This window comes from Stenotrophomonas sp. 220_Sma, from assembly GCF_056487375.1.
This window is the reverse complement of record NZ_CM151348.1, coordinates 86,692-110,689: the sequence shown is the minus strand read 5'-3', so window position 1 is coordinate 110,689 and position 23,998 is coordinate 86,692. Positions and strand designations below refer to the sequence as shown.

Annotated in this window: 18 protein-coding genes; 13 read left to right on the top strand and 5 right to left on the bottom strand. The window is 67.4% G+C overall.

The genetic code is table 11. From position 1 onward, the window contains the following. Both ACZLIB_RS00465 and ACZLIB_RS00460 read right to left on the bottom strand, forming a co-directional pair. A complete protein-coding gene (locus ACZLIB_RS00465; RefSeq protein ID WP_005407539.1) occupies positions 1–477 on the bottom strand; it encodes a SixA phosphatase family protein in 477 nt (158 codons plus the stop codon). 49 nt (positions 478–526) lie between these two features. After that, complete coding sequence (locus ACZLIB_RS00460) at positions 527–1,156, bottom strand: ParA family protein (RefSeq protein WP_010487235.1); 630 nt, start codon at positions 1,154–1,156, stop codon at positions 527–529. 123 nt (positions 1,157–1,279) lie between these two features. Here ACZLIB_RS00460 and ACZLIB_RS00455 point away from each other — a divergent pair, with 123 nt between their 5' ends. Beyond that, positions 1,280–2,764: an AAA family ATPase gene (locus tag ACZLIB_RS00455; protein ID WP_478468894.1), complete on the top strand. Its 1,485-nt coding sequence runs from the start codon at positions 1,280–1,282 to the stop codon at positions 2,762–2,764. A 574-nt stretch (positions 2,765–3,338) separates the two neighbouring features. Here ACZLIB_RS00455 and ACZLIB_RS00450 read toward each other — a convergent pair. After that, positions 3,339–3,974, bottom strand: a complete 636-nt coding sequence (locus ACZLIB_RS00450) for a tetratricopeptide repeat protein (protein WP_032128715.1) — start codon at positions 3,972–3,974, stop codon at positions 3,339–3,341. Positions 3,975–4,142: 168 nt separating this feature from the next. Here ACZLIB_RS00450 and ACZLIB_RS00445 point away from each other — a divergent pair, with 168 nt between their 5' ends. From ACZLIB_RS00445 to ACZLIB_RS00435, 3 genes are all read left to right on the top strand, one after another. Continuing rightward, positions 4,143–7,829, top strand: coding sequence for an indolepyruvate ferredoxin oxidoreductase family protein (locus ACZLIB_RS00445; protein ID WP_478468893.1), 3,687 nt, complete (start codon positions 4,143–4,145; stop codon positions 7,827–7,829). A 157-nt stretch (positions 7,830–7,986) separates the two neighbouring features. Then, positions 7,987–8,244, top strand: coding sequence for a helix-turn-helix domain-containing protein (locus tag ACZLIB_RS00440; RefSeq protein ID WP_004134030.1), 258 nt, complete (start codon positions 7,987–7,989; stop codon positions 8,242–8,244). Positions 8,245–8,247: 3 nt separating this feature from the next. Beyond that, complete coding sequence (locus ACZLIB_RS00435) at positions 8,248–9,570, top strand: type II toxin-antitoxin system HipA family toxin (RefSeq protein ID WP_071228824.1); 1,323 nt, start codon at positions 8,248–8,250, stop codon at positions 9,568–9,570. On the opposite strand, the gene ACZLIB_RS00430 is transcribed toward ACZLIB_RS00435, so the two are convergent. Next, positions 9,571–10,185 (bottom strand): DUF938 domain-containing protein, encoded by a 615-nt coding sequence (locus ACZLIB_RS00430; protein ID WP_049462868.1) that lies wholly within the window; start codon positions 10,183–10,185, stop codon positions 9,571–9,573. A gap of 692 nt (positions 10,186–10,877) precedes the next feature. Between ACZLIB_RS00430 and ACZLIB_RS00425 the strand changes: the two genes are divergently transcribed. The 9 genes from ACZLIB_RS00425 to ACZLIB_RS00385 are packed head-to-tail and all read left to right on the top strand — an operon-like array spanning position 10,878 to position 23,235. Beyond that, a complete protein-coding gene (locus ACZLIB_RS00425; protein ID WP_478468891.1) occupies positions 10,878–12,509 on the top strand; it encodes a TldD/PmbA family protein in 1,632 nt (543 codons plus the stop codon). A gap of 30 nt (positions 12,510–12,539) precedes the next feature. Next, positions 12,540–14,174 (top strand): TldD/PmbA family protein, encoded by a 1,635-nt coding sequence (locus tag ACZLIB_RS00420; protein ID WP_032128710.1) that lies wholly within the window; start codon positions 12,540–12,542, stop codon positions 14,172–14,174. A 21-nt stretch (positions 14,175–14,195) separates the two neighbouring features. Next, positions 14,196–15,530: a TldD/PmbA family protein gene (locus ACZLIB_RS00415; protein WP_478468890.1), complete on the top strand. Its 1,335-nt coding sequence runs from the start codon at positions 14,196–14,198 to the stop codon at positions 15,528–15,530. Then, complete coding sequence (locus ACZLIB_RS00410) at positions 15,530–16,237, top strand: DUF4159 domain-containing protein (protein ID WP_032128709.1); 708 nt, start codon at positions 15,530–15,532, stop codon at positions 16,235–16,237. The genes ACZLIB_RS00415 and ACZLIB_RS00410 overlap by 1 nt, the downstream gene beginning before the upstream one ends. Positions 16,238–16,253: 16 nt before the next feature. Then, positions 16,254–17,237: an AAA family ATPase gene (locus ACZLIB_RS00405; protein WP_478468889.1), complete on the top strand. Its 984-nt coding sequence runs from the start codon at positions 16,254–16,256 to the stop codon at positions 17,235–17,237. Positions 17,238–17,244: 7 nt separating this feature from the next. After that, a complete protein-coding gene (locus tag ACZLIB_RS00400; RefSeq protein ID WP_478468887.1) occupies positions 17,245–18,141 on the top strand; it encodes a DUF58 domain-containing protein in 897 nt (298 codons plus the stop codon). Beyond that, positions 18,138–19,259: a BatA domain-containing protein gene (locus ACZLIB_RS00395; protein WP_478468886.1), complete on the top strand. Its 1,122-nt coding sequence runs from the start codon at positions 18,138–18,140 to the stop codon at positions 19,257–19,259. Before ACZLIB_RS00400 ends, ACZLIB_RS00395 begins: the two co-directional genes overlap by 4 nt. Beyond that, complete coding sequence (locus tag ACZLIB_RS00390; protein ID WP_478468885.1) at positions 19,256–21,430, top strand: hypothetical protein; 2,175 nt, start codon at positions 19,256–19,258, stop codon at positions 21,428–21,430. The genes ACZLIB_RS00395 and ACZLIB_RS00390 overlap by 4 nt, the downstream gene beginning before the upstream one ends. After that, on the top strand, positions 21,427–23,235 hold the full coding sequence (locus ACZLIB_RS00385; protein WP_478468883.1) for a hypothetical protein: 1,809 nt from the start codon (positions 21,427–21,429) through the stop codon (positions 23,233–23,235). The genes ACZLIB_RS00390 and ACZLIB_RS00385 overlap by 4 nt, the downstream gene beginning before the upstream one ends. Positions 23,236–23,314: 79 nt before the next feature. Here ACZLIB_RS00385 and ACZLIB_RS00380 read toward each other — a convergent pair whose 3' ends face one another. After that, on the bottom strand, positions 23,315–23,989 hold the full coding sequence (locus ACZLIB_RS00380; protein ID WP_478468881.1) for a hypothetical protein: 675 nt from the start codon (positions 23,987–23,989) through the stop codon (positions 23,315–23,317). Positions 23,990–23,998: the final 9 nt, after the last annotated feature.

The following is a 23,998-nucleotide window of genomic DNA, read 5'->3' as shown; positions in this document are numbered from 1 at the left end:
TCACGGCCACCAGAACGCGTTCAGGCTGGCCACGCCCGGCTCGATCGAGGCCTCGCGCGGGAAGCCGAGCACGGCAATGCCGGCCGGCGGCATGCCGCGATAGTCGCTGCTGGTGCCTTCCGTCATCAACGCCACCAGGCGCTCCAGGCCGGGGTTGTGGCCGACGATCAGCACCCGGTCGAGGTCACGGCGGTCGTCCACCAGCGCCGCCAGGGTGCCGGGGGTAGCCTCGTAGATGCGGTCTTCCAGGCGCTTCTCGACATAGCCGATGGTGCCGAGCACGGCTTCCAGGGTCTCCCGGGTGCGCCGCGCCGGTGAGCACAGCACACAGTCCGGCAGCAGGTTGTTCTCCTTCAGCCACTTGCCGGCGGCTTCGGCTTCGGCGAGCCCCACCGGCGACAACGGCCGGTCGAGGTCGGCCTGGCCGGGGGTAGCCGGTTCGGCATGGGCATGGCGCAGCAGGATCAGTTCACGCATCGCGGGTTTCCATGAAGAAGAGGATGCAGCAGAAAGAGTGACGCAGGCATCAAAGCTTCAGCCAGGACAGCAGCGGCTCCCAGTCGGCCTGGTGCTCGCGCACCTGGGCCGAGCGGTAGTCGAACAGGCTGCGGCCCAGGCCGGTCATGACCACATAGCTCTGGCTGTCGCGCAGCTGCGCGACCACCGGGTACGGCCATTCACCCAGCATCTGCAGCGCCTGCTGCGAGGTCTGGGTCCATGGTTTGGTACGGTTGAGCACCAGCCCCACCGGCAGCTTGCGGCTGTGCACGCGCGGGTTCTGGGCCAGGCTGTTGAGGAAGCCGACGATCGCTTCGATGTCCAGCGCCGAGGGCAGCACCGGTACCACCACCGCGTCGGCAGCGTCGAGGAAATGGGGAATATCGTCAGCCAGGGCACCGGCCGGCGCATCGATGATGACGGTGTCGGTGCCGTCGGGCAGCTTCTGCGCCCACTGCTTCTTCCGATACACGTCGATGGGGAGCACCGCGCTTTCCAGCCCGGCACGGCGTTGTGCCCAGCGGGTGCTGGAACCCTGCGGGTCGGCATCGGCAATCACCGTGGCCTTGCCCTGCAATGCCGCGTACGCGGCCAGGTGGGTGGCGACGGTGGTCTTGCCCACCCCGCCCTTGGAACCGGCCACCAGGATCGTCTTCATGCCAGCCTCGCTTCCGGGTACGTGCCCCGAGCGTACACCGGTGATGGTGACGGGAGGTAGCGTCGTGCTGAACCAGCGGCCATCGCCTTTGCTATCGTGGCGCCCCCGAAGGATCGAACCGGCATGAGCGAACTGCAGGATCTGAGCGCGTTGATCCGCGCCAATACCCCACTGATCGTCATCGAGACCCAGGACGAGGGTCGCATCGTCGAGCTGTTCCGGCAGACGCTGATGCACGTATGGCGGGCGCTGCACCGCTGGTCGATCACCGAGGGCCTGCGCCGGATCGACCTGGACAGCGAAGACCCGCCGGTCGGGCCGCCCGATGCCAGCGCGGCCCTGCAGATGATCCGCCAGGCCGACCAGCGCGGCGTCTACCTGCTGCTCGATTTCCACCCCTACCTGGGCTATGCCAGCCACCAGCGCGCCCTTCGCGACCTGATCCAGCGCCGCCACAGCGAGCCGCATGTGCTGGTGCTGATCGGTGCCAAAGTGGAGCTGCCGGCCGAGCTGGAAGCGCTGGCGGTGCGCTTCAACCCGCGCCTGCCCGATGCCAATGCCCTGCTGAAGATGCTGCGCGAGGAGGCCGACGCCTATGCGCGCGAGCATGGCGGCCGCCGGGTTGAAGTCGACAGCGAGGCGGTGAAGAAAATCCTGAAGAACCTGCAGGGCCTGAGCCTGGTCGATGCCCGGCGCATCGCGCGCCAGCTGATCTACGCCGACGGCGCACTGCGCGACGACGACCTGCCACAGCTGGCGCGGCTGAAGTTCGAGCTGCTCAACCGCAGCGGCCACCTGTTCTTCGAACATGACAGCGCGCGCTTCGGCGATGTGGCCGGCGCCAACCGGCTCAAGCGCTGGATCAACCAGCGGCGCGTGGCCTTCATTGCCGGCTCCGTCCCGGCCGGGCTGGACCCGCCGCGCGGCATGCTGTTGCTGGGTGTGCAGGGCTGCGGCAAGTCGATGCTGGCCAAGGCCACCGCCGCCGGCTTCGGCGTGCCCCTGCTGCGCCTGGACGTGGGCGCGCTGTACAACAAGTACCACGGCGAGACCGAAGCCAACCTGCGCCAGGCGCTGGCCTCGGCCGAACAACTCGCGCCCTGCGTGCTGTGGATGGACGAGATCGAGAAGGGCCTGGCCAGCGGAGGCGAGGACGGCGGCGTGTCACGCCGCGTGCTCGGTTACCTGCTGACCTGGATGGCCGAACGCAAAGCGCCGGTGTTCATCGTCGCCACCGCCAACCAGGTGCACGAGCTGCCCGCCGAGCTGCTGCGCAAGGGCCGCTTCGACGAGATCTTCTTCGTCGATCTGCCCTCGCCCGACGTGCGCGTGGAACTGCTGCGGCTGCATCTGGGCCGGCGGCAGCTCAACGCCGACGACTTCGCACTGCCCGCGCTGGCGGCGGCCGCCAATGGTTTTTCCGGCGCCGAGATCGAGCAGGCGATCGTGGCTGGCCTGTATGCGGCGCATGCCGAGGGCCGGCCACTGGACACCGAGCTGCTGATGACCGAGATCCGCGCCACCCGACCGCTGTCGGTGCTGATGGCAGAGCAGGTAGAAGCACTGCGTGCGTGGGCGTCGGGGCGGACGGTTTCCGCGGACGACTGAGGGGGTTTCCGGCCAACGGCGGAGCCCCTCGTGGCTGGTCGCTCAAAGCAACAGCCGTGGTTGGCCGGTTGGGTAGGCTGCGCAGGGGACGCTGCAAGTACGTCCATGTAAGCTCGGTCGCCGCATCCATGCGGCTCACGCCCCTGCGCAGCCTACCCACCCGGCCCCTGACAGTCTCCCGGGGCGATCAGCCACGTGGAAGAAAGAAGAAGAGCAAAAGCGCTTGGCCGGCCGCTCTTTGTAGAGCCGAGCCCACACTCGGCTGCTCTTCGATCAGATATCGAATAGTCGATTCCGTTACAGATTCATCCACGCATGGCGTGGATCTACCGTGTCGACCAAGGTCGACACCTACCAGCAGCAGGGAACTGTCGGAGGCGGGGCGGTGTGGGTTGGCAGGACCGTTGGCGCCATGGATGGCGCCATCGAGCCCCCATGGACGGGTTTACGGCGTGTCCTGCCAACCCACACCGCCCCGCCATCCCACGGATTGCCCGCTGTTGCTGTTGCTGTTGCTTTGGCTTTGGCTGTTGCCTCTGCGGGTGCCGGGTGCAACCCGGCCGAACCCCTTCCCTCAGGGCCAGGCAGGCGGTGCGGCCGCCCAGGCCTGCTGCACCTCGGCCAGCGACGCGCGCTCATCCTCACGCCACTGCGGCAGCAACTGCCCATAGTTGGCCGTGGTACTCCACTGCGTCGGCTCGGTGCGTACCGCAGCCGCATACCACTGCACCGCCTCCTGCTTCTGCCCCATCCGCCACAATGCCAACGCATAGGTCGGTGGCACCCAGGTGGGCTTCGTACGGGCGTTGCTGGCCGATACCAGCCACTGTTCCAGCGCCGCCTCCGGCTTGCCCTGGCGCAGCAGGTCCCAACCGTAGTTCCAGCGCACGCTGCGGCCGCTGCTGCTCTGTGCCGGCGCCTCCTTCATCGCCTCGCCATACAGCTGCTCGGCCAGCTCGCCACGGCCCTGCGCGCCGGCCACCGATGCCAGCTGCACCGTCGCTTCCACCGCGCGGCGGCCGCGCTCACGCAGCTTGACCAGCTGGGCCACCAGCTCATCGCCCTCGCCCTGCACCGCCACCATCGGCGTTGCCGCCAGGTCGTTGTCGAAGTAGAACTCCTGTGGTGCCGGCACGGCCGGCGCGGCCCACGCAGTGGCCACTCCCGAGGCCAGCAGCACGCTGGCCAGGATCTTTCCTGGAACTGACATCCCTTCTCCCCAGGCCGCAACTGCAGCCTCCCTCTCTCTCCCCGATCCTAACCCCAGCACCGCCGCGGGCGCGAGTGCCGGGGCCTCGCGGCCCCGCTGCTACAATTCGCGCCTTTCCCGCCGCGTGCCTGCACGCGGCCGGTGCCAGCCGATCCTACCGGGCCAGCCATGACCAGTACCGCGCAACTCACTTCGCCCTCGTCCGCCGACCTGCTCGACCGTGATTACACGCTCGACCACAAGTACACCCGCAGCGAGGGGCGGATCTATCTGAGTGGCGTGCAGGCGCTGGTGCGGCTGCCGCTGATGCAGCGGCTGCGCGACGCCGCCGAAGGCATCGACAGCGCCGGCTTTGTCAGCGGCTACCGTGGCAGCCCGCTGGGTGGCTTCGACCTGGAGCTGTGGCGCGCGCGCAAGCACCTTGAAGCAGCCAAGGTGAAGTTCACCCCGGGCCTGAACGAGGACCTGGGCGCCACCATGGTGTGGGGCACGCAGCAGACCAACCTGTTCCCCGGCGCCAACGTGCAGGGCGTGTTCGGCATGTGGTACGGCAAGGGCCCGGGCGTGGACCGCTGCGGCGACGTGTTCAAGCACGCCAATGCCGCCGGCACCTCGCGCTACGGCGGCGTGCTGGCGCTGGCTGCCGACGACCATGCCTGCCGCAGCTCGACGCTGCCGCACGGCAGCGAGGACGAATTCGTCAGCGCGATGATGCCGGTGCTGAACCCGGCCGGCGTGCAGGACATCCTCGACATGGGCCTGCTGGGCTGGGCGATGAGCCGCTATACCGGCCGCTGGGTCGGCTTCAAGACGATCGCCGAGACGGTGGAATCGTCGGCCTCGGTCGAGGTCGATCCGATGGCGCGCCGCATCGTGCTGCCGGAAGACTTCGAGATGCCGTCGGGTGGCCTCAACATCCGCTGGCCAGACCCGCCGCTGGACCAGGAAATGCGCCTGCACCGCTATGCGGTGAAGGCCGCACAGGCCTTTGCCCGCGCCAACGGCATCGACAAGGTGGTGATGGATGCGCCGCGCGCGCGGCTGGGCATCGTCACCACCGGCAAGAGCTACCTGGACGTGCTGCAGGCGCTGGAGTACCTGGGCCTGGACGAAGCCGCGTGCGCCGACATCGGCATCCGCGTGTACAAGGTCGGCATGACCTGGCCGCTGGAACCGCAGGGCATCGCGCGCTTCGCGCAGGGCCTGGAAGACATCATCGTGGTGGAGGAGAAGCGTGCCTTCATCGAGCGCCAGATGAAGGAACAGTTCTTCAACTGGCCGGCCAGCTGGGGCCAGCGCCCGTCCATCGTCGGCAAGTACGATGAAAGCGGCGAATGGATCCTGCCGTCCACCGGTGAGCTGACGCCGGCCACCATCGCCGGCGTGATCGGTCGCCGCATCCAGAAGTTCTTCAACAACGAATCGATCGAGCAGCGCCTGCAGTGGATGCAGGAGAAGGAAGCCGAGCTTGCGTTGCCGCGCGCCAGCTTCCCGCGCGTACCGCACTACTGCTCGGGCTGCCCGCACAACACCTCTACCCAGGTGCCGGAAGGCTCGCGGGCGCTGGCCGGCATCGGTTGCCACTACATGGTGACCTGGATGGACCGCAGCACCGACACCTTCACTCACATGGGCGGCGAAGGCGTGACCTGGGCCGGGCAGGCGCCGTTCACCGACACCCCGCACGTATTCCAGAATCTGGGCGACGGCACCTATTTCCACAGCGGCTCGCTGGCGATCCGCCAGGCGGTCGCCGCCGGCGTCAACATCACCTACAAAATCCTCTACAACGACGCGGTGGCGATGACCGGCGGCCAGCCGGTGGACGGCCCGCTGAGCGTGCCCGACATCGCAAAGCAGATGCGCGCCGAAGGCATCCACACCATCGTGGTGCTGTCGGACAACATCGGCAAGTGGACCGGCCAACGCGAGCACTTCCCCAGCGACGTCGAGTTCCACGACCGCAGCGAGCTGGATGAGGTGCAGAAGCGCCTGCGCGAGGTGAAGGGTGTTTCGATCCTGATCTACGAACAGACCTGCGCCACCGAGAAGCGCCGCCGCCGCAAGCGCGGCAAGCTGGAAGATCCGCAGAAGCGGGTGCTGATCAATTCGCTGGTCTGCGAAGGCTGCGGTGACTGCGGCAAGAAGAGCTTCTGCGTGTCGGTGCTACCGAAGGAAACCGAGTTCGGGCGCAAGCGCGAGATCGATCAGTCCAACTGCAACAAGGACTATTCCTGCGTGAACGGTTTCTGCCCGAGCTTCGTCACCGTGCACGGTGGCCAGCCGCGCAAGGGCAGCAAGCGCGATGCTTCCACCCTGCTGGACAACCTGCCGGCACCGGCCATCCGCGGCACCCTTGAACAGCCCTGGAACATCCTGATCACCGGCGTCGGCGGTACCGGCGTGGTGACCATCGGCGCGCTGCTGGGCATGGCCGGCCACCTGGAAGGCAAGGGTGCGACCGTGCTCGACCAGACCGGCCTGGCACAGAAGGGCGGCGCGGTGACCACGCACATCCGCATTGCCCGTCGCCCTGAAGACATCCACGCCGTGCGCATCGCCGCCGGTGAGGCTGACCTGGTGGTGGGCTGCGACATGGTGGTGGTCAACGACTACTGGGCCCTGTCGAAGGTGCGTGCCGGCCGTTCGCAGGTGGTGCTGAACACCTACGAAGCAATGCCCGGCACCTTCACCACCCGCCCGGACATGCAGTTCCCCGCCGCCGACATCGTGGCCGGTGTGCGCGTGGCGCTGGGTGGCGAGGAACCGCTGCTGCTGGATGCCACCCAGCTGGCCACCGCGCTGCTCGGCGATGCGATCGCCGCCAACCTGTTCATCCTCGGCTATGCGTGGCAGCAGGGCCTGGTGCCGCTGTCGTTCGAGTCGCTGATGCGCGCCATCGAACTCAACGGTGCGGCCGTGGCGATGAACCAGCAGGCCTTCGCCTGGGGCCGCCTGGCCGTGGTCGACCCGCAGGCCGTGCAGCAGGCCGCCGGCCTGGTGCGCAACCGCCACACCGATACCGAATCCACTCCGGGCCCGCTGCACCCGCTGCCGCCGGGCGAGTGGGAGGGCAACGAATGGGGTGCCACCGCCGCACCGCGCAACACCGACGACGAACGCGAACTGCGTGGCCTGCCCTCGCACGGTGGCGATGTTGCGTTCCTGCCGCTGGACGACGCCCGCCTGTCGCGCTCGCTGGATGAAATGATCGAGCGCCGCGCCGCGTTCCTGGTCGAGTACCAGGACGCTGCCTACGCCAACCGCTACCGCAGCCTGGTCGAGCGCGTGCGCGCCGCCGAAGCCGAGCGCATCGGCGGTTCCACTGCGCTGACCGAGACGGTGGCCCGCTACCTGTTCAAGCTGATGGCGTACAAGGACGAGTACGAAGTGGCCCGCCTGTACACCAGCGGCGACTTCCAGCGCCGCCTGCAGCAGCAGTTCGAGGGCGATTACCAGCTGCGTTTCCACCTGGCACCGCCGCTGTTCGCCAAGAAGGACGAGCAGGGCCGGTTGCTGAAGAAGGAGTACGGCCCGTGGATGTTCAAGGCCTTCGGCCTGCTGGCCAGGCTGAAGTTCCTGCGCGGCGGCCGGCTTGATGTGTTCGGTCGCACCGAGGAACGCCGCATGGAGCGCAAGCTGATCGGCGATTACGAGGCCACCGTGCAGCTGCTGCTGGACGGCCTGGATGACGACCGCCTGGCGCTGGCGGTGGAGATCGCCAGCGTGCCCGAGCACATCCGCGGCTTCGGCCACGTCAAGGAAGCGCATTTCGAGCAGGCCAAGGCGCGCGAAGCCGCCCTGCTGGCGCAGTGGCGGAACCCGAAGGCGCTGCATATCGTGCAGGTGGCTTGAGCACCGCTGACGGCACGAAAGCAACCTATTGATTGCATATTGAGATAGCAATCGATAGGTTGCCTCCAGCGAAGGAAAGAGATAGGTTGCTTGTCGTAATGCAACCTATCCTTTGCGTACACGTTCGCGTACGGTCACTTTCTAGGGGACTGCCGATATGGACAGGCCGCTGCACACGGTGAGGACACCTCAACAACTGGCACCGCTGATGCGTGCGTTCAGGCGCCAGGCGGGCCTGAGCCAGGCGCAGTTGGCGGCACAGCTCGGCATAAGCCGCCAGGCAGTAGGCGCATTGGAGCGCGACCCGGCATCAGCAAGCTTCGAACGGCTGATGCGGGTCTGGGCAGTGCTGGGTCTGGAAGTCAGATTGCAGCAGCGAAGCCCCCCGGAGACAACGTCAACGTTGGAGTGGTGAGCCATGGGTACGCTGCGGGTCTGGATGAATGGTGTCGAGGTCGCGCTCTGGGATGATGTCCGGAGCGGATCTTCCCGGCTTTCGTACGTCGACTCGTGGATCAGCTCCGCCCAGTCCCGGCCGTTGTCACTCTCACTGCCCCTGCTCCCGGAGGGTGAGAGCCATCGGGGCGATGTCGTCAACAACTACTTCGACAACCTTCTTCCCGACAACGCCGTCATCCGCAACCGGATCCGCGACAGGTTCTCCACGCGCAGCAGCGACACGTTCGATCTTCTCGAAGCCATTGGCCGGGATTGCGTCGGCGCAGTGCAACTGCTGCCGCTTTCGCATACACCGGGGGACATCCAGCAGATTACGTGCGAAGCGTTGGACGAATCAGGCGTCGCTGCGATCCTGCGTCAGGTGACGGCAGGGAATCTACCTGGCGCACCCACCAGTGATGATGCGTTCCGCATATCCATCGCCGGTGCGCAGGAGAAGACGGGACTTCTGCTGCATGCTGGCCAGTGGTGCATTCCTACCGGCAGTACCCCATCCACCCATATCTTCAAGCTGCCGCTTGGCATTGTGGGCAACATGCGGGCGGACATGCACCAATCCGTCGAGAACGAATGGCTGTGCATGCAACTGCTTTCCGCCTTTGGAATCCCCGTTGCGAATACGCAGATGGGACGCTTCAAGGACGAACGCGCGCTTATTGTGGAGCGATTCGACCGCCGCCTTTCTGCGGATCGCCGGTGGTGGCTGCGACTGCCGCAGGAAGACATGTGCCAGGTCTTCGGTCTGCCCGCTGCCAGGAAGTATGAATCCGATGGCGGCCCAGGCATCGTGACCATCATGGATCTGCTTCGACAATCCGAGCATTTCGAGGATCGGGCGACCTTCTTCAAGACGCAGATTCTTTTCTGGATGTTGGCTGCAACCGATGGACATGCCAAGAACTTCAGTGTTTACCTCGAAGCCGGTGGACGCTTCCGCCTGACACCCGTCTACGACGTATTGTCGGTGCATCCCATCCTGGGTAGGGGGCCAAACCAGCTCGACCCGCGGAATGCACAGCTCGCCATGTCCGTCCAGGGCAAGAATCGCCACCGGAAGCTGCACCTTGTGCGACGACGCCATTGGAACGAAACCGCACGCGCCTGTGGTGTCGCTGATGGTGCGGAGCCGTGGATCGAAGCGCTGATCGCAGCCGTCGAACCCGCCATCGAGCAGGTCACGCGTCAGCTCCCAAGTGATTTCCCCGTAAACGTGTCCGAACCCATTTTCAACGGGCTGCGCGCTGCGGCGGCACGCCTTTCCAGCATGTCGCCGGACGCCTGATCACCCCAGCCGCCACAGCAGCAACCGGTTGTTGGCCGGCATCGCCACATCACCCAGGCGGGTGAAGCCGTTGTCCGCCGCCAGCGCCTGCACCGCTTCCACATCGCGGATGCCGCTGCGTGGATCACGCGCCTTCAGCCAGGCATCGAACTGCGCGTTGCTGTCGCTGGTGTAGCGGCCGCCGTAGTTGAACGGGCCGTACACCGCCAGCAGCGCACCATGCCGCAGCACCGACGGCAGCGCGGCGAACAGCGCCTGCACATGCTCCCAGCCCATGATGTGCAACGTGTTGGCACTGAATGCGGCATCGAACGTGCTGCCCTCGGGCAACGACAGGCCCGGCGCCGGGGGCAGTTCCACCTGCAGCGCCACCGGCGGCAGCAGATTGAGCAGCGCGGCCTCCGCACGCCAGGCCTCGATGCCGGGCAGATGGTCCGGATGATCGCTAGGCTGCCAGCGCAGCCACGGCCAGCGTTCGGCGAAGAAGGCCGCGTGCTGGCCGGTGCCACTGCCGATCTCCAGCAGCCGATGGCGGTCGCCCATCCACGGGTCGAGTGCGGTGGCGATGGGTTCGCGGTTGCGCTCGCAGGCTTCTGAATACGGCTTGCTCGACATCAGGGACGGTGTCCAGGCGGGGTCGGCCCCATTGTGCACGAGGGGGTGTTGCTCGGCAGGGCTTGCAGCCCTGCACCTGCTTCAGGCCAGGACAACGTCAACGTCAGAAGCGGGCATTCCGTGGGATGGCGGGGCGGTGTGGGTGGTCAGGACACGCCGTAAACCCATCCATGGGGGCTCGATGGCGCCATCCATGGCGCCAACGGTCCTGCCCACCCACACCGCCCCGCCTCTGACAGATTTCGTGTGCTGTTGGTAGGTGTCGACCGTTGGTCGACACATCTGTCAGATATCAATTTTTAAGACGTGATCCGACCGCGTGCCGACCAACGGTCGGCACCCACCAACAGCAGCAGGTTCCAACAGCTCGCAGGAAACCGTCGAAGGCGGGGTGGATCCGGTTGCGGGGGCGTGAGCGCCATGGATGGCGCGACCGAGCCTCCATGGACGGATTTACGGCGTCCCCCGCAACCGGACCCACCCCGCCAACCCACGGATGGCCAGCTTTCGACGTTGACCTTGACGTTGCCTTGGCTTGTAGCCTCTGCAGGTGCAGGGCGTAGCCCTGCCGAAATCCACCCAACCATGACTGCAGTCACTTGCCCGGACGCGCCGCGCTGGCGAAAGTCGAGGAGTTGACGTGATCGGTCCGGCCCGTTGCCAACCGCACGCAAGCGAGAGAGAGAAACGCTGTGCAACGACGTGAGTTCCTGGCTTTTTCCGGTCTGGGCCTGGCGGGCCTGCTGCTGCCGCATTCCCGTGCCATCGCCGCCGAGCAGCTGCTCGCCCCGGTCGATACCGCCCAGCGCAGACGCCTGGCGGACGTTGCGCTCGCCGCCGCACGCACCGCCAAGGCCAGCTACTGCGACGTGCGCATCGGCCGCTATCTCAACCAGTCGGTCATCACCCGCGAGCACCAGGTCGGCAATGTGACCAACCGCGAATCGTCCGGTATCGGCGTGCGGGTGATCGTCAACGGCGCCTGGGGCTTTGCCGCTACCCACCAGCAGACCGAGGCTGCCGTGCGCGCGGCGGTCGAGCAGGCCGCAGCGATCGCCCGCGCCAACGCCGGCATCCAGACCCGGCCGGTGCAGCTGGCACCGACGCCGTCGGTGGGCGAGGTGCGCTGGCAGACCCCGGTGCGCAGGAACGCGATGGCGGTGCCGATCCAGGACAAGGTCGAGCTGTTGCTGGCGCTCAACGCCGCCGCGCTGAATGCGGGCGCCGACTACATCAATTCCACCCTGTTCCTGGTCAATGAACAGAAGTACTTCGCCTCCAGCGACGGCTCGTTCATCGACCAGGACATCCATCGCATCTGGCTGCCGTTCACTGCCACCGCCATCGACAAGGCCAGCGGCAGGTTCCGCACTCGTGCCGGCCTGTCCTCGCCGATGGGCATGGGCTACGAGTTCCTTGATGGCGATGCGCGCGGCAAGGTGCAGCTGCCCGGTGGCATCACCGCCTACCGCGATTCCTACGACCCGGTCGAGGACGCCATCGCCGCCGCCCGCCACGCGCGCGAGAAGCTGAAGGCGCCGTCGGTGAAGCCGGGCAAGTACGACCTGGTGCTGGACCCGTCCAACCTGTTCCTGACCATCCACGAGAACGTTGGCCACCCGCTGGAGCTGGACCGCGTGCTCGGCTACGAAGCCAACTACGCCGGCACCAGCTTCGCCACGCTGGACAAGCGCGATGCCGGTTTCCGCTGGGGCAGCGACATCGTCACCTTCTTCGCCGACAAGATCCAACCGGGCAGCCTCGGTGCGGTCGGCTACGACGACGAAGGCGTGAAGACCCAGCGCTGGGACCTGGTGCGCGACGGCATCCTGGTCGATTACCAGGCCACCCGCGATGAGGCCCACATCCTCGGCCGCGATGCCTCGCATGGCTGCAGTTACGCCGATTCCTGGTCCAGTGTGCAGTTCCAGCGCATGGCCAATGTCTCGCTGGCGCCGGGCAAAAAACCGCTCAGCGTCGAGGACATGATCAAGGACGTGGAGAACGGCATCTACATCCACGGCCGCGGGTCGTACTCGATCGACCAGCAGCGCTACAACGCGCAGTTCGGCGGCCAACTGTACTACCAGATCAAGGACGGAAAGATCGCCGGCATGGTCGAGGATGCGGCCTACCAGATCCGCACGCCGGAGTTCTGGAACGCGTGCACTGCCATCTGCGACGAGCGTGACTTCCGCCTGGGTGGTTCGTTCTTCGACGGCAAGGGCCAGCCCGGCCAGGTCTCGGCGGTCTCGCACGGTTCGTCCACCACCCGCTTCAACGGCATCAACATCATCAACACCGCGCGCAGTCTCGGCGCTTGAGCCACCCATCCTTCGACATGGAGAGCAGCCTTGCAAAGACGTGACTTCCTGGCCCTGACCGGGCTTACCGCGGGCGGGCTGATCGTGCCCTCCTTCTTCGGCAAGGCGATCGCCGCTGAACAACTGCAGAGCACGCTGGACCTGGGGCTGAAGAAGCGCCTGGCCGATGCAGCACTGGCCGCTGCCCGCCAGGCCGGTGCCACCTACTGCGACGTGCGCATCGGCCGCTACCTGCGGCAGTTCGTGATCACCCGCGAGGACAAGGTGCAGAACGTGGTGAACACCGAGTCCACCGGCGTGGGCATCCGCGTGATCGTCAACGGTGCCTGGGGCTTCGCCGCCACCAATGCGCTGGGTACGGCCGATGTAGCCAAGGCCGCGCAGCAGGCCGCAGCAATCGCCAAGGCCAATGCCGGCGTGCAGACCGCACCGGTACAGCTGGCCAAGGCGCCGGGCGTGGGTGAGGTGAGCTGGCGCACGCCTATCCGCAAGAATGCGATGGAAGTGCCGATCAAGGACAAGGTCGGCCTGCTGCTGGACGTCAACGCTGCGGCGATGGGCGCCGGTGCCAGCTTCGTCAACTCGATGCTGTTCCTGGTCAACGAGCAGAAGTACTTCGCCTCCACCGATGGTTCCTATATCGACCAGGACGTGCACCGCATCTGGGCACCGATGACGATCACCGCCATCGACAAGTCCAGCGGCAAGTTCCGTACCCGCGAAGGCCTGTCCTCGCCGATGGGCCTGGGCTACGAGTATCTGGACGGTGCGGCTGCCGGCAAGGTGGTCAGCCCGAATGGCGTGGTCAACTACAGCTCTTCCTACAACATGAAGGAAGATGCCATCGCCGCCGCCAAGCAGGCGCAGGAAAAGCTGAAGGCCCCGTCGGTGAAGCCGGGCAAGTACGATCTGGTGCTCGACCCGTCGCACACCTGGCTGACCATCCATGAGTCGATCGGCCACCCGCTGGAGCTGGACCGCGTGCTCGGCTACGAAGCCAACTACGCCGGCACCAGCTTCGCCACCCTGGACAAGCGCGAACAGCATTTCCAGTACGGCAGCGAGCTGGTCAACATCTTCGCCGACAAGACCCAGCCGGGCAGCCTCGGTGCGGTGGCGTACGACGATGAAGGCGTGAAGTGCAAGCGCTGGGACCTGATCAGCAACGGCAAGCTGGTGGATTACCAGACCATCCGCGACCAGGCCCACATCCTCGGCAAGACCGAGTCCGACGGCTGCTGCTACGCCGACTCGTGGTCCAGCGTGCAGTTCCAGCGCATGGCCAACGTGTCGATGGCACCGGGCAAGAAGCCGCTGAGCGTGCCGGACCTGATCAAGGACGTGGAGAACGGCATCTACATCATCGGTGATGGTTCGTTCTCGATCGACCAGCAGCGCTACAACGCGCAGTTCGGCGGCCAGCTGTTCTACGAGATCAAGAACGGCCAGATCACCCGCATGCTGGAAGACGTGGCCTACCAGATCCGCACACCGGAGTTCTGGAACGCCTGCACCGCCGTGGCCGACGAGCGCGACTACCGCCTGGGCGGTTCGTTCTTCGACGGCAAGGGCCAGCCGGGCCAGGTCTCGGCGGTCTCGCACGGTTCGTCGACCGCGCGTTTCAACGGCATCAACGTCATCAACACCGCACGCAGCCTCGGCTGATCGGTCAGGAGCCCTTACACCATGAGTATCTTCACCGAAGCCCAGGCCAAGGCCATCCTCGACAAGGTCATCGCCCTGTCCAAGGCCGACGAATGCACCGCCGTGCTGGCCGGCGCGATCAGCGGCAACATCCGTTTCGCGCTGAACAATGTCTCCACCAGCGGCATCGTCGACAACACCGAACTGGCGGTCACCGTCGCCTTCGGCAAGCGCGTCGGCACTGCCTCGATCAACGAGTTCGACGATGCCGCGCTGGAACGCGTGGTACGCCGCGCCGAAGACCTGGCGCGCCTGGCGCCGGAGAACCCGGAGTTCATGCCGGCCATCGGCAAGCAGAGCTACCGCGCCAGCCCGACCTTCAGCGAATCCACCTCCGCGATCGATCCGGCCTTCCGAGCCAAGGTCGCCGCCGATTCGATCGCCCCGTGCCGTGGCCACGGCCTGATCGCCGCCGGCTTCCTCGAGGACGGCCAGGGCTTCCAGGCCACCGCCAACAGCAACGGCAACTTCGCCTACCAGCGCACCACCAACTTCGATTACACCTGCACCGTGCGCACCGAAGATGGCCGCGGTTCGGGCTGGGTCGGCCGCAACCTGAAGGATGCCGCCGACTTCAAGGCTGACCAGGACATCCGCATCGCCATGCGCAAGGCCACCGAATCGGCCGAAGCCAAGGCGCTGGAGCCGGGCAAGTACACGGTGATCCTGGAACCGGCCGCGGCCGCGGGCCTGATCAGCTTCATGATGAACTTCTTCAGCGCACGCTCGGCCGATGAAGGCCGCAGCTTCCTGTCGAAGAAGGGCGGCGGCAACAAGCTGGGCGAGCAGGTCTACGACCCGCGCGTGACCATGATTGCCGATCCGTGGCATCCGGACGCACCGGTGCTGCCGTGGGACGGCGAAGGCATGCCACGCGAGCGCATGGCCATCATCGAGAACGGCAAGATCGCCAACCTGGACTACTCGCGCTTCTGGGCGCAGAAGCAGGGCAAGACCGCCAAGGCAACGCCGGGCAACCTGCTGATGAGCGGTGGCGACAAGAGCACCGCCGAGCTGGTGCGCGGCACCCAGAAGGGCGTCCTGGTCACCCGTACCTGGTACATCCGCATGGTCGACCCGCAGACCGTGCTGCTGACCGGCCTCACCCGCGACGGCACCTTCTACATCGAGAACGGCCAGATCAAGCACCCGGTGAAGAACTTCCGCTTCAACGAGTCGCCGGTGATCATGCTCAACAACATCGAAGAGCTGGGCAAGCCGGTGCGCGTGGCCGGTGATGAATCCAGCTACGTGATGATGATCCCGCCGATGAAGCTGCGCGATTTCACCTTCACCTCGCTGTCCGACGCCGTCTGATGGATCGCCGGGCCTGCCTGCGCTGGTTGGCCGCTGCCGCTTCGGCGGCGGCGCTGCCGGCCTTGGCGCAGTCAGGCCCGCGCAGTTCGCGCTACGACTTCTGGTTCACCCGCCTGCAGTACGACTCCGGCGACTGGGATGTGGATGCGCGCATGCCGTCCAACCTGATCACCTCGCTGATCGACTACACCTCGCTGCGCGTGGACCCGCAGGAACACGTGGTGGCGCTGGCCGATCCGCGCATGCTGGAAGCGCCGTTCTGCTACCTGGCCGGGCACACGCTGGTGGAGTTCAACGCCGCCGAGCGGCAGAACTTCGTGCGCTATGTGCGCAATGGCGGCTTCGTCTTCGTCGACGACTGTAACCACGATATCGACGGCCTGTTCGCCACCTCGTTCGAGGCGCAGATGGGTCGCCTGTTTGGTCCCAAGGCACTGCAGAAGCTGCCCAACAGCCACCCGCTGTACCGCAGCTTCTTCCGCTTCCCCGATGGCCCGCCCGCCACCAGCTTCGAACTCAACGGCTGGGGCGACGACCTGGTGCACGACTATCTGAAGGGCATCGAGGTCGATGGCCGCCTGGGCCTGCTCTACAGCAACAAGGACTACGGCTGCGAGTGGGACTACGACTGGCGCAACAAGCGCTTCCTGGCCGAAGACAACACCCGCTTCGGCGTCAACATCGTGATGTACGCGTTGAACAATTGATAGGACCTGCACGCCCATGACCACCGCTGACCTCGACTCCCTGCTGCCGCGCCTGCACGATCTGCGCGCTGCGCTCGCACGCGCGGTGGTGGGCCAGCACACCGTGGTCGAGCAGCTGCTGATCGGCCTGCTGGCCGGCGGCCACTGCCTGCTGGAAGGCGCGCCGGGGCTCGGCAAGACCCTGCTGGTGCGCTCGCTCGGGCAGGCGCTGGAGCTGCAGTTCCGGCGCGTGCAGTTCACCCCGGACCTGATGCCCAGCGACATCCTCGGCACCGAGCTGCTGGAGGAAGACCACGGCACCGGCCATCGCCATTTCCGCTTCCAGCAGGGCCCGATCTTCACCAACCTGCTGCTCGCCGACGAACTCAACCGCACCCCGCCCAAGACCCAGGCCGCGCTGCTGGAAGCGATGCAGGAGCGCACGGTCAGCTACGCCGGCACCACCTACGCATTGCCCGCGCCGTTCTTCGTGCTGGCCACGCAGAACCCGATCGAGCAGGCCGGTACCTACCCGCTGCCGGAAGCACAGCTCGACCGCTTCCTGCTGCACGTGCTGGTGGATTACCCCAGCGAAGACGAGGAACGGCAGATCCTGGAACAGACCACCGGCGGTGCCACCGACGCGGTGCCGAAGGTGATGGATGCCGAAGCGGTGATCGCGCTGCAGGCCGCAGTACGCCAGGTGCATGTCAGCCCTGATGTGCTGGCCTGGATCACCCGCCTGGTGCGCGCCAGCCGCCCAGGCGAAGGCGCACCCGCGGCGATCAACCAGTGGGTGAAGTGGGGTGCGGGCCCGCGCGCCGGGCAGTCGCTGGTGCTGGCGGCGAAGGCACGCGCACTCCTGCAGGGCCGCTTCGCCGCCACCCGCGAGGATGTGCAGGCACTGGCCGCACCGGTGATGCGCCATCGCCTGCTGCTGTCGTTCGCCGCCGAGGCCGAGCAGAAGCGTGCCGACGACGTGGTCGCCGCCCTGCTGCAGGCCGTGCCGTTCCCGGGTTGAGCCACGCGTGAACGCAGGTGCCCCGCTGACCTTGCCACCGGAACTGCGCGCGCGCCTGCGCCTGCTGCGGTTGCGGCCGCGCCTGGCCAGCGGTGCGAGCGGCATTGGCCAGCACGCCAGCCGCAGCCGTGGTGCCGGCCTGGAGTTCGCCCAGTACCGGGCCTACGAGCCGGGTGACGAACTGCGCCAGATCGACTGGAAGCTGTATGCACGCTCGGACCGCTTCTTCGTGCGCGAATCCGAACGCGAAAGCCCGATCACGGTCTGGCTGCTGCTCGATGCCACCGCCTCGGCCGGCCAGGCCGATCGCGCGGTACCGCAGCGCACGCGCCTGGATCATATGCGCGGCGTGGCCGCGTGCGTGGTGGAGCTGGCCCTGCAGCAGGGCGACCGTTTCGGCCTGCTGGCGATCAATGGCGATGGACTGCAGCTGGTGCCCGCAGCGAGCGGCGCACGCCAGCGTGATCGCGTGCATCTGCAACTGCATGCCCTGCAGGCACGCGGTGGCTGGCCTGCGGCCGATCGCCTGCGTCCCCTGTGGGAGCGCGTACGCCCGGGCGACCTGCTGCTGGCGATCGGTGATGGCTTCGACGAGGCCGGCATCGTACTGCTGGAACAACTGGCCAGCGCGCGCCGCGAAGTGGCCCTGCTGCAGATCCTGACTGCCGACGAGCGCGACTTCCCATTCGACGCCGGCCACCGCTTCCGCGACCCGGAGACCGGCGAGGAACTGCTGGGCGATGGCGCGGCGATCCGCAACGACTACCTGCAGCACTTCGCTGACGCACGAAACGCATTGCAGTCGCGCCTGCAGGCCAGCGGCATCGCCAGGGCCACCGGCTGGCTCGACCAGCCCCTGGACCAACCACTGCAGGCGCTGTTCGGCCGTGGGGGCGGTGCATGACCCTGCTGTTCCCATTGGGTCTGGCCGCGCTCGCTGCATGGCTGCTGCCGCTGCTGATCCACCTCGCCCGCCGCCATCCGTACACACCGCTGGATTTCGCCGCGCTGCGCTGGCTGCGCGCACAGATCCGGCCACGCCAGCGCATCCGCTTCGATGACTGGCCATTGCTGCTGGTGCGCCTGCTGTTGCTGGCCGCGCTGGCCTTGTTGCAGGCACGGCCTGCGTTGACCGGGCCTGCACCAGCCCCCACTGCGTGGACGGTCGTTGCTCCAGGGCTGGACGCGACCGCTCTGCGCGGCACCGCCGAAGCGGGCAACTGGCACTGGCTGGCGCCCGGCTTCCCCGCCATTGATCAGGCGCCATCTGCAACCAGCGGATCCCTGCCCAGCCTGCTGCGCGAACTGGACGCGCAGCTGCCCGTTGGCACCGCATTGACCGTGCACGTTCCCGATCCCCTGCCCGGCCTGGATGGCGCCCGCCTGCAGCTGTCGCGTGAGGTGCAATGGCACACGCAGCCGATGCCGGTCACTGCGCAACCGCGTGCCGCAACGTCGCCGCGCCTGCGCGTGCACAGCGATGCTTCGGCCGCTGCCCAGCACTGGTTGAATGCACTGCAGCGCGCGTGGGGCGTGCAGGCGCCGCTCGCTCCTCTGGGGGCGGATGCCCTGCCCGAACGCGGCGAGATCGGCGTATGGAGCCGCAACGACGCACTGCCGGCGAACTGGCAGGCGTGGCTGCGCGACGGCGGCAGTGTGCTGATCGCCACCAAGCCCGCCACGGAAGCCCAGGTCCTGCTGCGCAGCGCCGAAGGCGTGCCGCTGTTGTGGCAGCAACGTGTCGGCCTTGGCCGCCTGCTGTCACTACCGGGTGATTGGGATGCCGCCAGCAACACCGCGCTGCGCGATCCACAGCTGCCGCGTTCCCTGCTGCTGGCCCTGCAGCCGCCGCCGTCGCCACGCGTGGGCGATGCACAGGACCAGGCGCCGCGCCAGATTGCACTGCCCGCCGCAGCGTCGCCGGTGCGTGAGCCCACGGCGTGGCTTCTGCTGGCAATCGTGCTGCTGTTCGCACTGGAACGCTGGATGGCCAGCAGCGCGCGGCGCAGGGCGATCGCATGAAGACGCTGCAGCATGCCTGGCAACGTGCGCGTCGTCGCCGCGCCGCCATCACCCTGCTGCTGGGCCTGCCGTGGGCGCTGGCTGCGACGGCGCTCGCACTGCGGCTGTCCGGTTTCGATATCGCCTGCGTGGTCGCCACGGTCAGTCTGCTCGCCTGCGCGGCCTTCGCCACTGCACGTGCCCGCCAGCTGGACCGCCAGTGGCTGCAGCGCCAACTCGATGGCAGCGGTACGAGCGAAGACAGCGCCGATCTGCTGTTCGCCGATACGCTCACCCTCAATCCGCTGCAGCAGCGCCAGCGTGTGCATGTGCTGGCCACGCTGGAACGCGCGATGCCGGAGCTGCGTCCGCGTTGGCCGCACCTGGCGGTGATGCTGTGCTGGATCGGTGGCTTGGCCGTTGCCCTGCTCGCGTTCGGCTGGCCGCGTTCGAACCCAGACCCGGCAGCCGTTCATTCCGCCACGACCGGCAGCACGGCGTCCGCAGGCCCGCTGCAACTGCAGTCCAGTCGCCTGCGCATCGACGCACCGGCTTACACCGGGCAAGCCACGCTGACGCAGAGCACGCTGGATGCAAAGGTCGCCGCCGACAGCCAGCTATCGTGGTCGTTGCGCTTCGACCGCGCACCGGCCAAGGCATGGCTGCAGTTCCACGATGGTCGCCGGTTGCCACTAAGCGAGCACGATGGACAGTGGCAGGCGCAGGATGTGGCACGCACGCCGGTGCTGTACCGCGTGGTGAGCGAACCGGCGCTGGCCGAAACCCGCCTGTACCGGCTGGATGTAGTGGCCGACCGCGCGCCCAGCGTGCGCGTGCTGGAGCCGGCCGCCAGCCTGGTGCTGGGCACGCCGGGGCAACGCCAGTGGGCGCTGCGCTTCGAGGGCAGCGACGATTACGGTGTCGCGGCGCAGGCAACGCTGTCGATCACCACCACCCAGGGCAGCGGTGAGAACATCACCTTCGTGAAGCGCAGCGTCACGCTTGCCGGCAGCGGCGAAGCCACCGCGCGGCGTTTCGCCCATACCCTTGATCTTGCTGCGCTGGGCGCACAGCCCGGCAACGATGTCATCGCCCAGCTGGAAGTGCGCGACAACCATGCGCCCACGCCGCAGACCGGACGCAGCAGCAGCGTGATCCTGCGCCTGCCCAGCGCCGAAGTCGCACTCGGTGCAGAGCTGGAAGGCCGCATCAAGAAGACCCTGCCGGCCTACTTCCGCAGCCAGCGGCAGATCATCATTGATGCCGAAGCGCTGATCCGGCAGCGCCGCACTCTCGCCGCCGAGGACTTCGTGAAGCGCAGCGATGCGATCGGCGTCGACCAGCGCATCCTGCGCCTGCGCTACGGCCAGTTCCTGGGTGAGGAAAGCGAAGGTGCGCCGAAGCCACCGCCGACCAGCGACCTGCCCACCAGCGATACGCCCGCCGCAGACGACCACGATCACGACGACGATCACGATCACGGCCATGGCGCCGAGGCCGGAGCGCACGATGAGCATGGCCACGATCACGGCGGCAAGGCGTCCAATGCCGATACGCCACCGGTGTTCGGCAGCGCCACCGATGTGCTCTCCGAATACGGCCACACCCATGACCATGCCGAGGCGGCCACCCTGCTCGATCCGCAGACACGCGCCACGCTGAAGGCCGCGCTGGACCAGATGTGGTCGGCCGAAGGCGAGCTGCGCCAGGGCCGACCGGAGCAGGCATTACCCTTCGCCTACAAGGCATTGGGCTTCATCAAGCAGGTGCAGCAGGCCGAGCGCATCTATCTGGCCCGTGTCGGACCGGAGCTGCCACCGATCGATGAAGGCCGCCGCCTCGGCGGTGACCGTGCCGGGCTGGCCAGTCGTGAACTGCCGCTGGCCGCCCGCACCCCGCCCGATCCGGCCATCGTCGAAGCCTGGCAGCGTCTCGGCGACGACACCGGCGCGCCGGATCTGGACGCGCTCGCGATCTGGCAGCAGCGCAACGCGGCCTACCTGCCCGATGCACTCGATCTGGCTGCGGCCATCGAGCAGCTGCGCATCGAGCCCGACTGCAGCGACTGTCGCCAGCGCCTGCGCGCACAGTTGTGGCGGGCGCTGCAGCGTCCGTTGCCGCAGGCGATGCGGCGCAGTGCCGCCGATGCGATGGGCCAGCGCTACCTCGACGCGCTGGAGGCGCAGCCATGAACGCCTCCGCTGTGAACCTGTGGATTGCGCTGGCACTCGCCCTGATCGTGGTCATCGCCAGCGTGCGCCAGCTGCGTGGAAACACCGCGCACCCTGGCCGCCGGTGGATCGTGATCGCACTGCAGATCATCGTCGCCGCGCTGCTGTATTTCTGCCTGGTGCCGCCCACCCGCCAGCAACCCGCAGGCGGGCTGGTCGTGCTGGGAACCGATGCCGGCAAGGCCGGCGCGCTCCCGGCCAGCGAAGGCCCGCTGTTGCTTTTGCCCGAAGCTGCCGATGTTCCCGGCGCACAGCGCGTTCCCGACATGGCCACCGCGCTGCGCCAGCATCCGGCGTCCACACTGACACTGGTCGGTGCGGGCCTGGCCGCACGTGACCGTGACGCGCTGCTGCCACCGGATGTACGTTGGCAGGCCGCACCGGAGCCGCGCGGCTGGATCGCACTGCAACCACCGGCCGATGTCGCTCCCGGTGCTCGTTTTGACGTCCAGGCACAGGCGCGTGGCGCGGCCAAGGCGAAAGCAGAGCTGCTCGACCCCGCCGACAGCGTGGTTGATCGCACGGACGTTGCCGAGGACGGGCGCGTGAAGCTCAGCGGCATCGCCCGCGCCGAAGGCCGCAGCGTGTTCCAGCTGCGCCTGCTCGATGCCGACGGCCATGTGGTGGACAGCGTACCGGTACCGCAGCAGACCCTGCCGGCCGCACCGCTGCGCCTGCTGGTGCGCGCCAGTGCGCCGGGTCCAGAGCTGAAGTACCTGCGGCGTTGGGCGGCCGATGCCGGCATCCGCGTGCAGGTGCAGGCGGATACTGGGGCCGGACTCAGCGTCGGTGATGGCGCGGTGTCGATCGATGCAGCATCGCTCACGCACAGCGATCTGCTGCTGCTGGACGAGCGCAGCCTGGCCGCATTGAGTGCCGGCCAGCTGGCCGCCGTGCGGCAGGCGTTGCGCGAGGGACTGGGCATGCTGGTACGCAGTGCGGGCGCACCTTCGGCCAGCGCGCGCCAGCGCCTCCGCGATCTGGGCCTGCCGGTGCAAGGCGATGGCAGCAGCCACGCCCTCGAACTTCCCGGCGACGGCGACAGCGCGGTCCTCGCCGCACGGCGTGGCCCGCTCGCCGCGGGTACGCTGCCGACCGGCTACGGCGAAGAGGCTGACCGCAGCTCGCACAATGCTCCCCTGCCTGCGCTGGAAGCACTCGCGCTGCAGGCACCGGGCAGCACCGCCCTGCTGCAGGATGGCACGGGCAAGGCTGTCGGTGGCTGGCGCGCTGCCGGCAAGGGCCGCATCGGCCTGCTGCCGCTGACCGACAGCTGGCGCTGGGTACTGGCCGGGCGCGACGACCGCCACGGCGAACTGTGGAGCGGCGTGGTGGCCACGCTGGCACGCGCACAGGGCAGCGCTGATGCGCTGTGGTCACCGCAACCGATCAGCTGGGCAGGCGAACGGCAGGCGCTGTGCGGTGTGCAGGCGCCGCTGCAGGTCTTCAACAAGCGCGGCGACGATGTACCCCTGATCGTCGATGGCGCGACGTCGGCGCTGCGCTGCGCTGGCTGGTGGCCCCGCGAACCGGGCTGGCAGCGCCTGCAGCACGGCGACATCGTTGTCTGGCGCTATGTGTTCGATCCGAAGGATGCACCGACGCTGCATCGGCAGGCGATGATCGATGCGACCACGCGTGCACTGGCTGCCAGCACGCCGGCAGACGCGTCAGTGATGCAACCCGTGGCAGGCCCACGCTGGCCATGGTGGCTGGCGTTCGTGTTGTGCGCATCGCTGCTGTGGTGGCTGGAACGGCGACGCTGAAGCCGGGGATTGATCCCGGGGTCGGATCCCTCCGATTGCCCTGGTAGATGCCAACCTTGGTTGGCGCCTTTCCGCGGGGTCAACGCGAACCGGCGCGCCGGTACACGCCGTTGAAGCGCACGTTCATGCCACCGCATTCGCTGTTGTCGACCACGATCAGCACCTCCCCCAGCGAATGCACGCGCACCTTGCAGGTGTCCTCTACAAACTCGACATCGGCACCACGCGGCGCCGCGCGCGCTTCCACCTGGCCCATGTTCGGCCCGTAGGGACGCTGCTCCGGCGTGGGGTTGGCGGAGGGCCAGTAGGCGTCACCCTCCACATGCAGCTGCCCGCCCTGCACGGTGATGCGCAGGCCGTTGTCGCCGTCCTTCCAGTGGCCCGCCCAATCCTGTAGCAACGGCACGACCACCGGCAACGCCTGCAGCTTGCTGCGGTCCACCCAGCCAGCACTGCCACCCACCTTGTTCGGGAAGAACGCGCAGCGGTAGCGGCCAAGATCACGCCCGGTCACCACGGTATCGCCATTGACCACATAGCTGCGCTGTCGGCAGGCCGGTTCGCCCTTCGCCGGGCAGCCGTCCATGTCGCCAAGCAGGTACAGACGGGGCGCATCGACCACCCGCGCCAGAGCGAACCGGCTCTGTTCAGAGGGAAACGCGCCATTGCGGCAGGCGCCATCACCGGCGATGCCATCGGCGAAGGCGGACGCCGGCAGCGATGCGGCCAGCAGGCAGATCGAACGCAGGAACATGGCAGCACT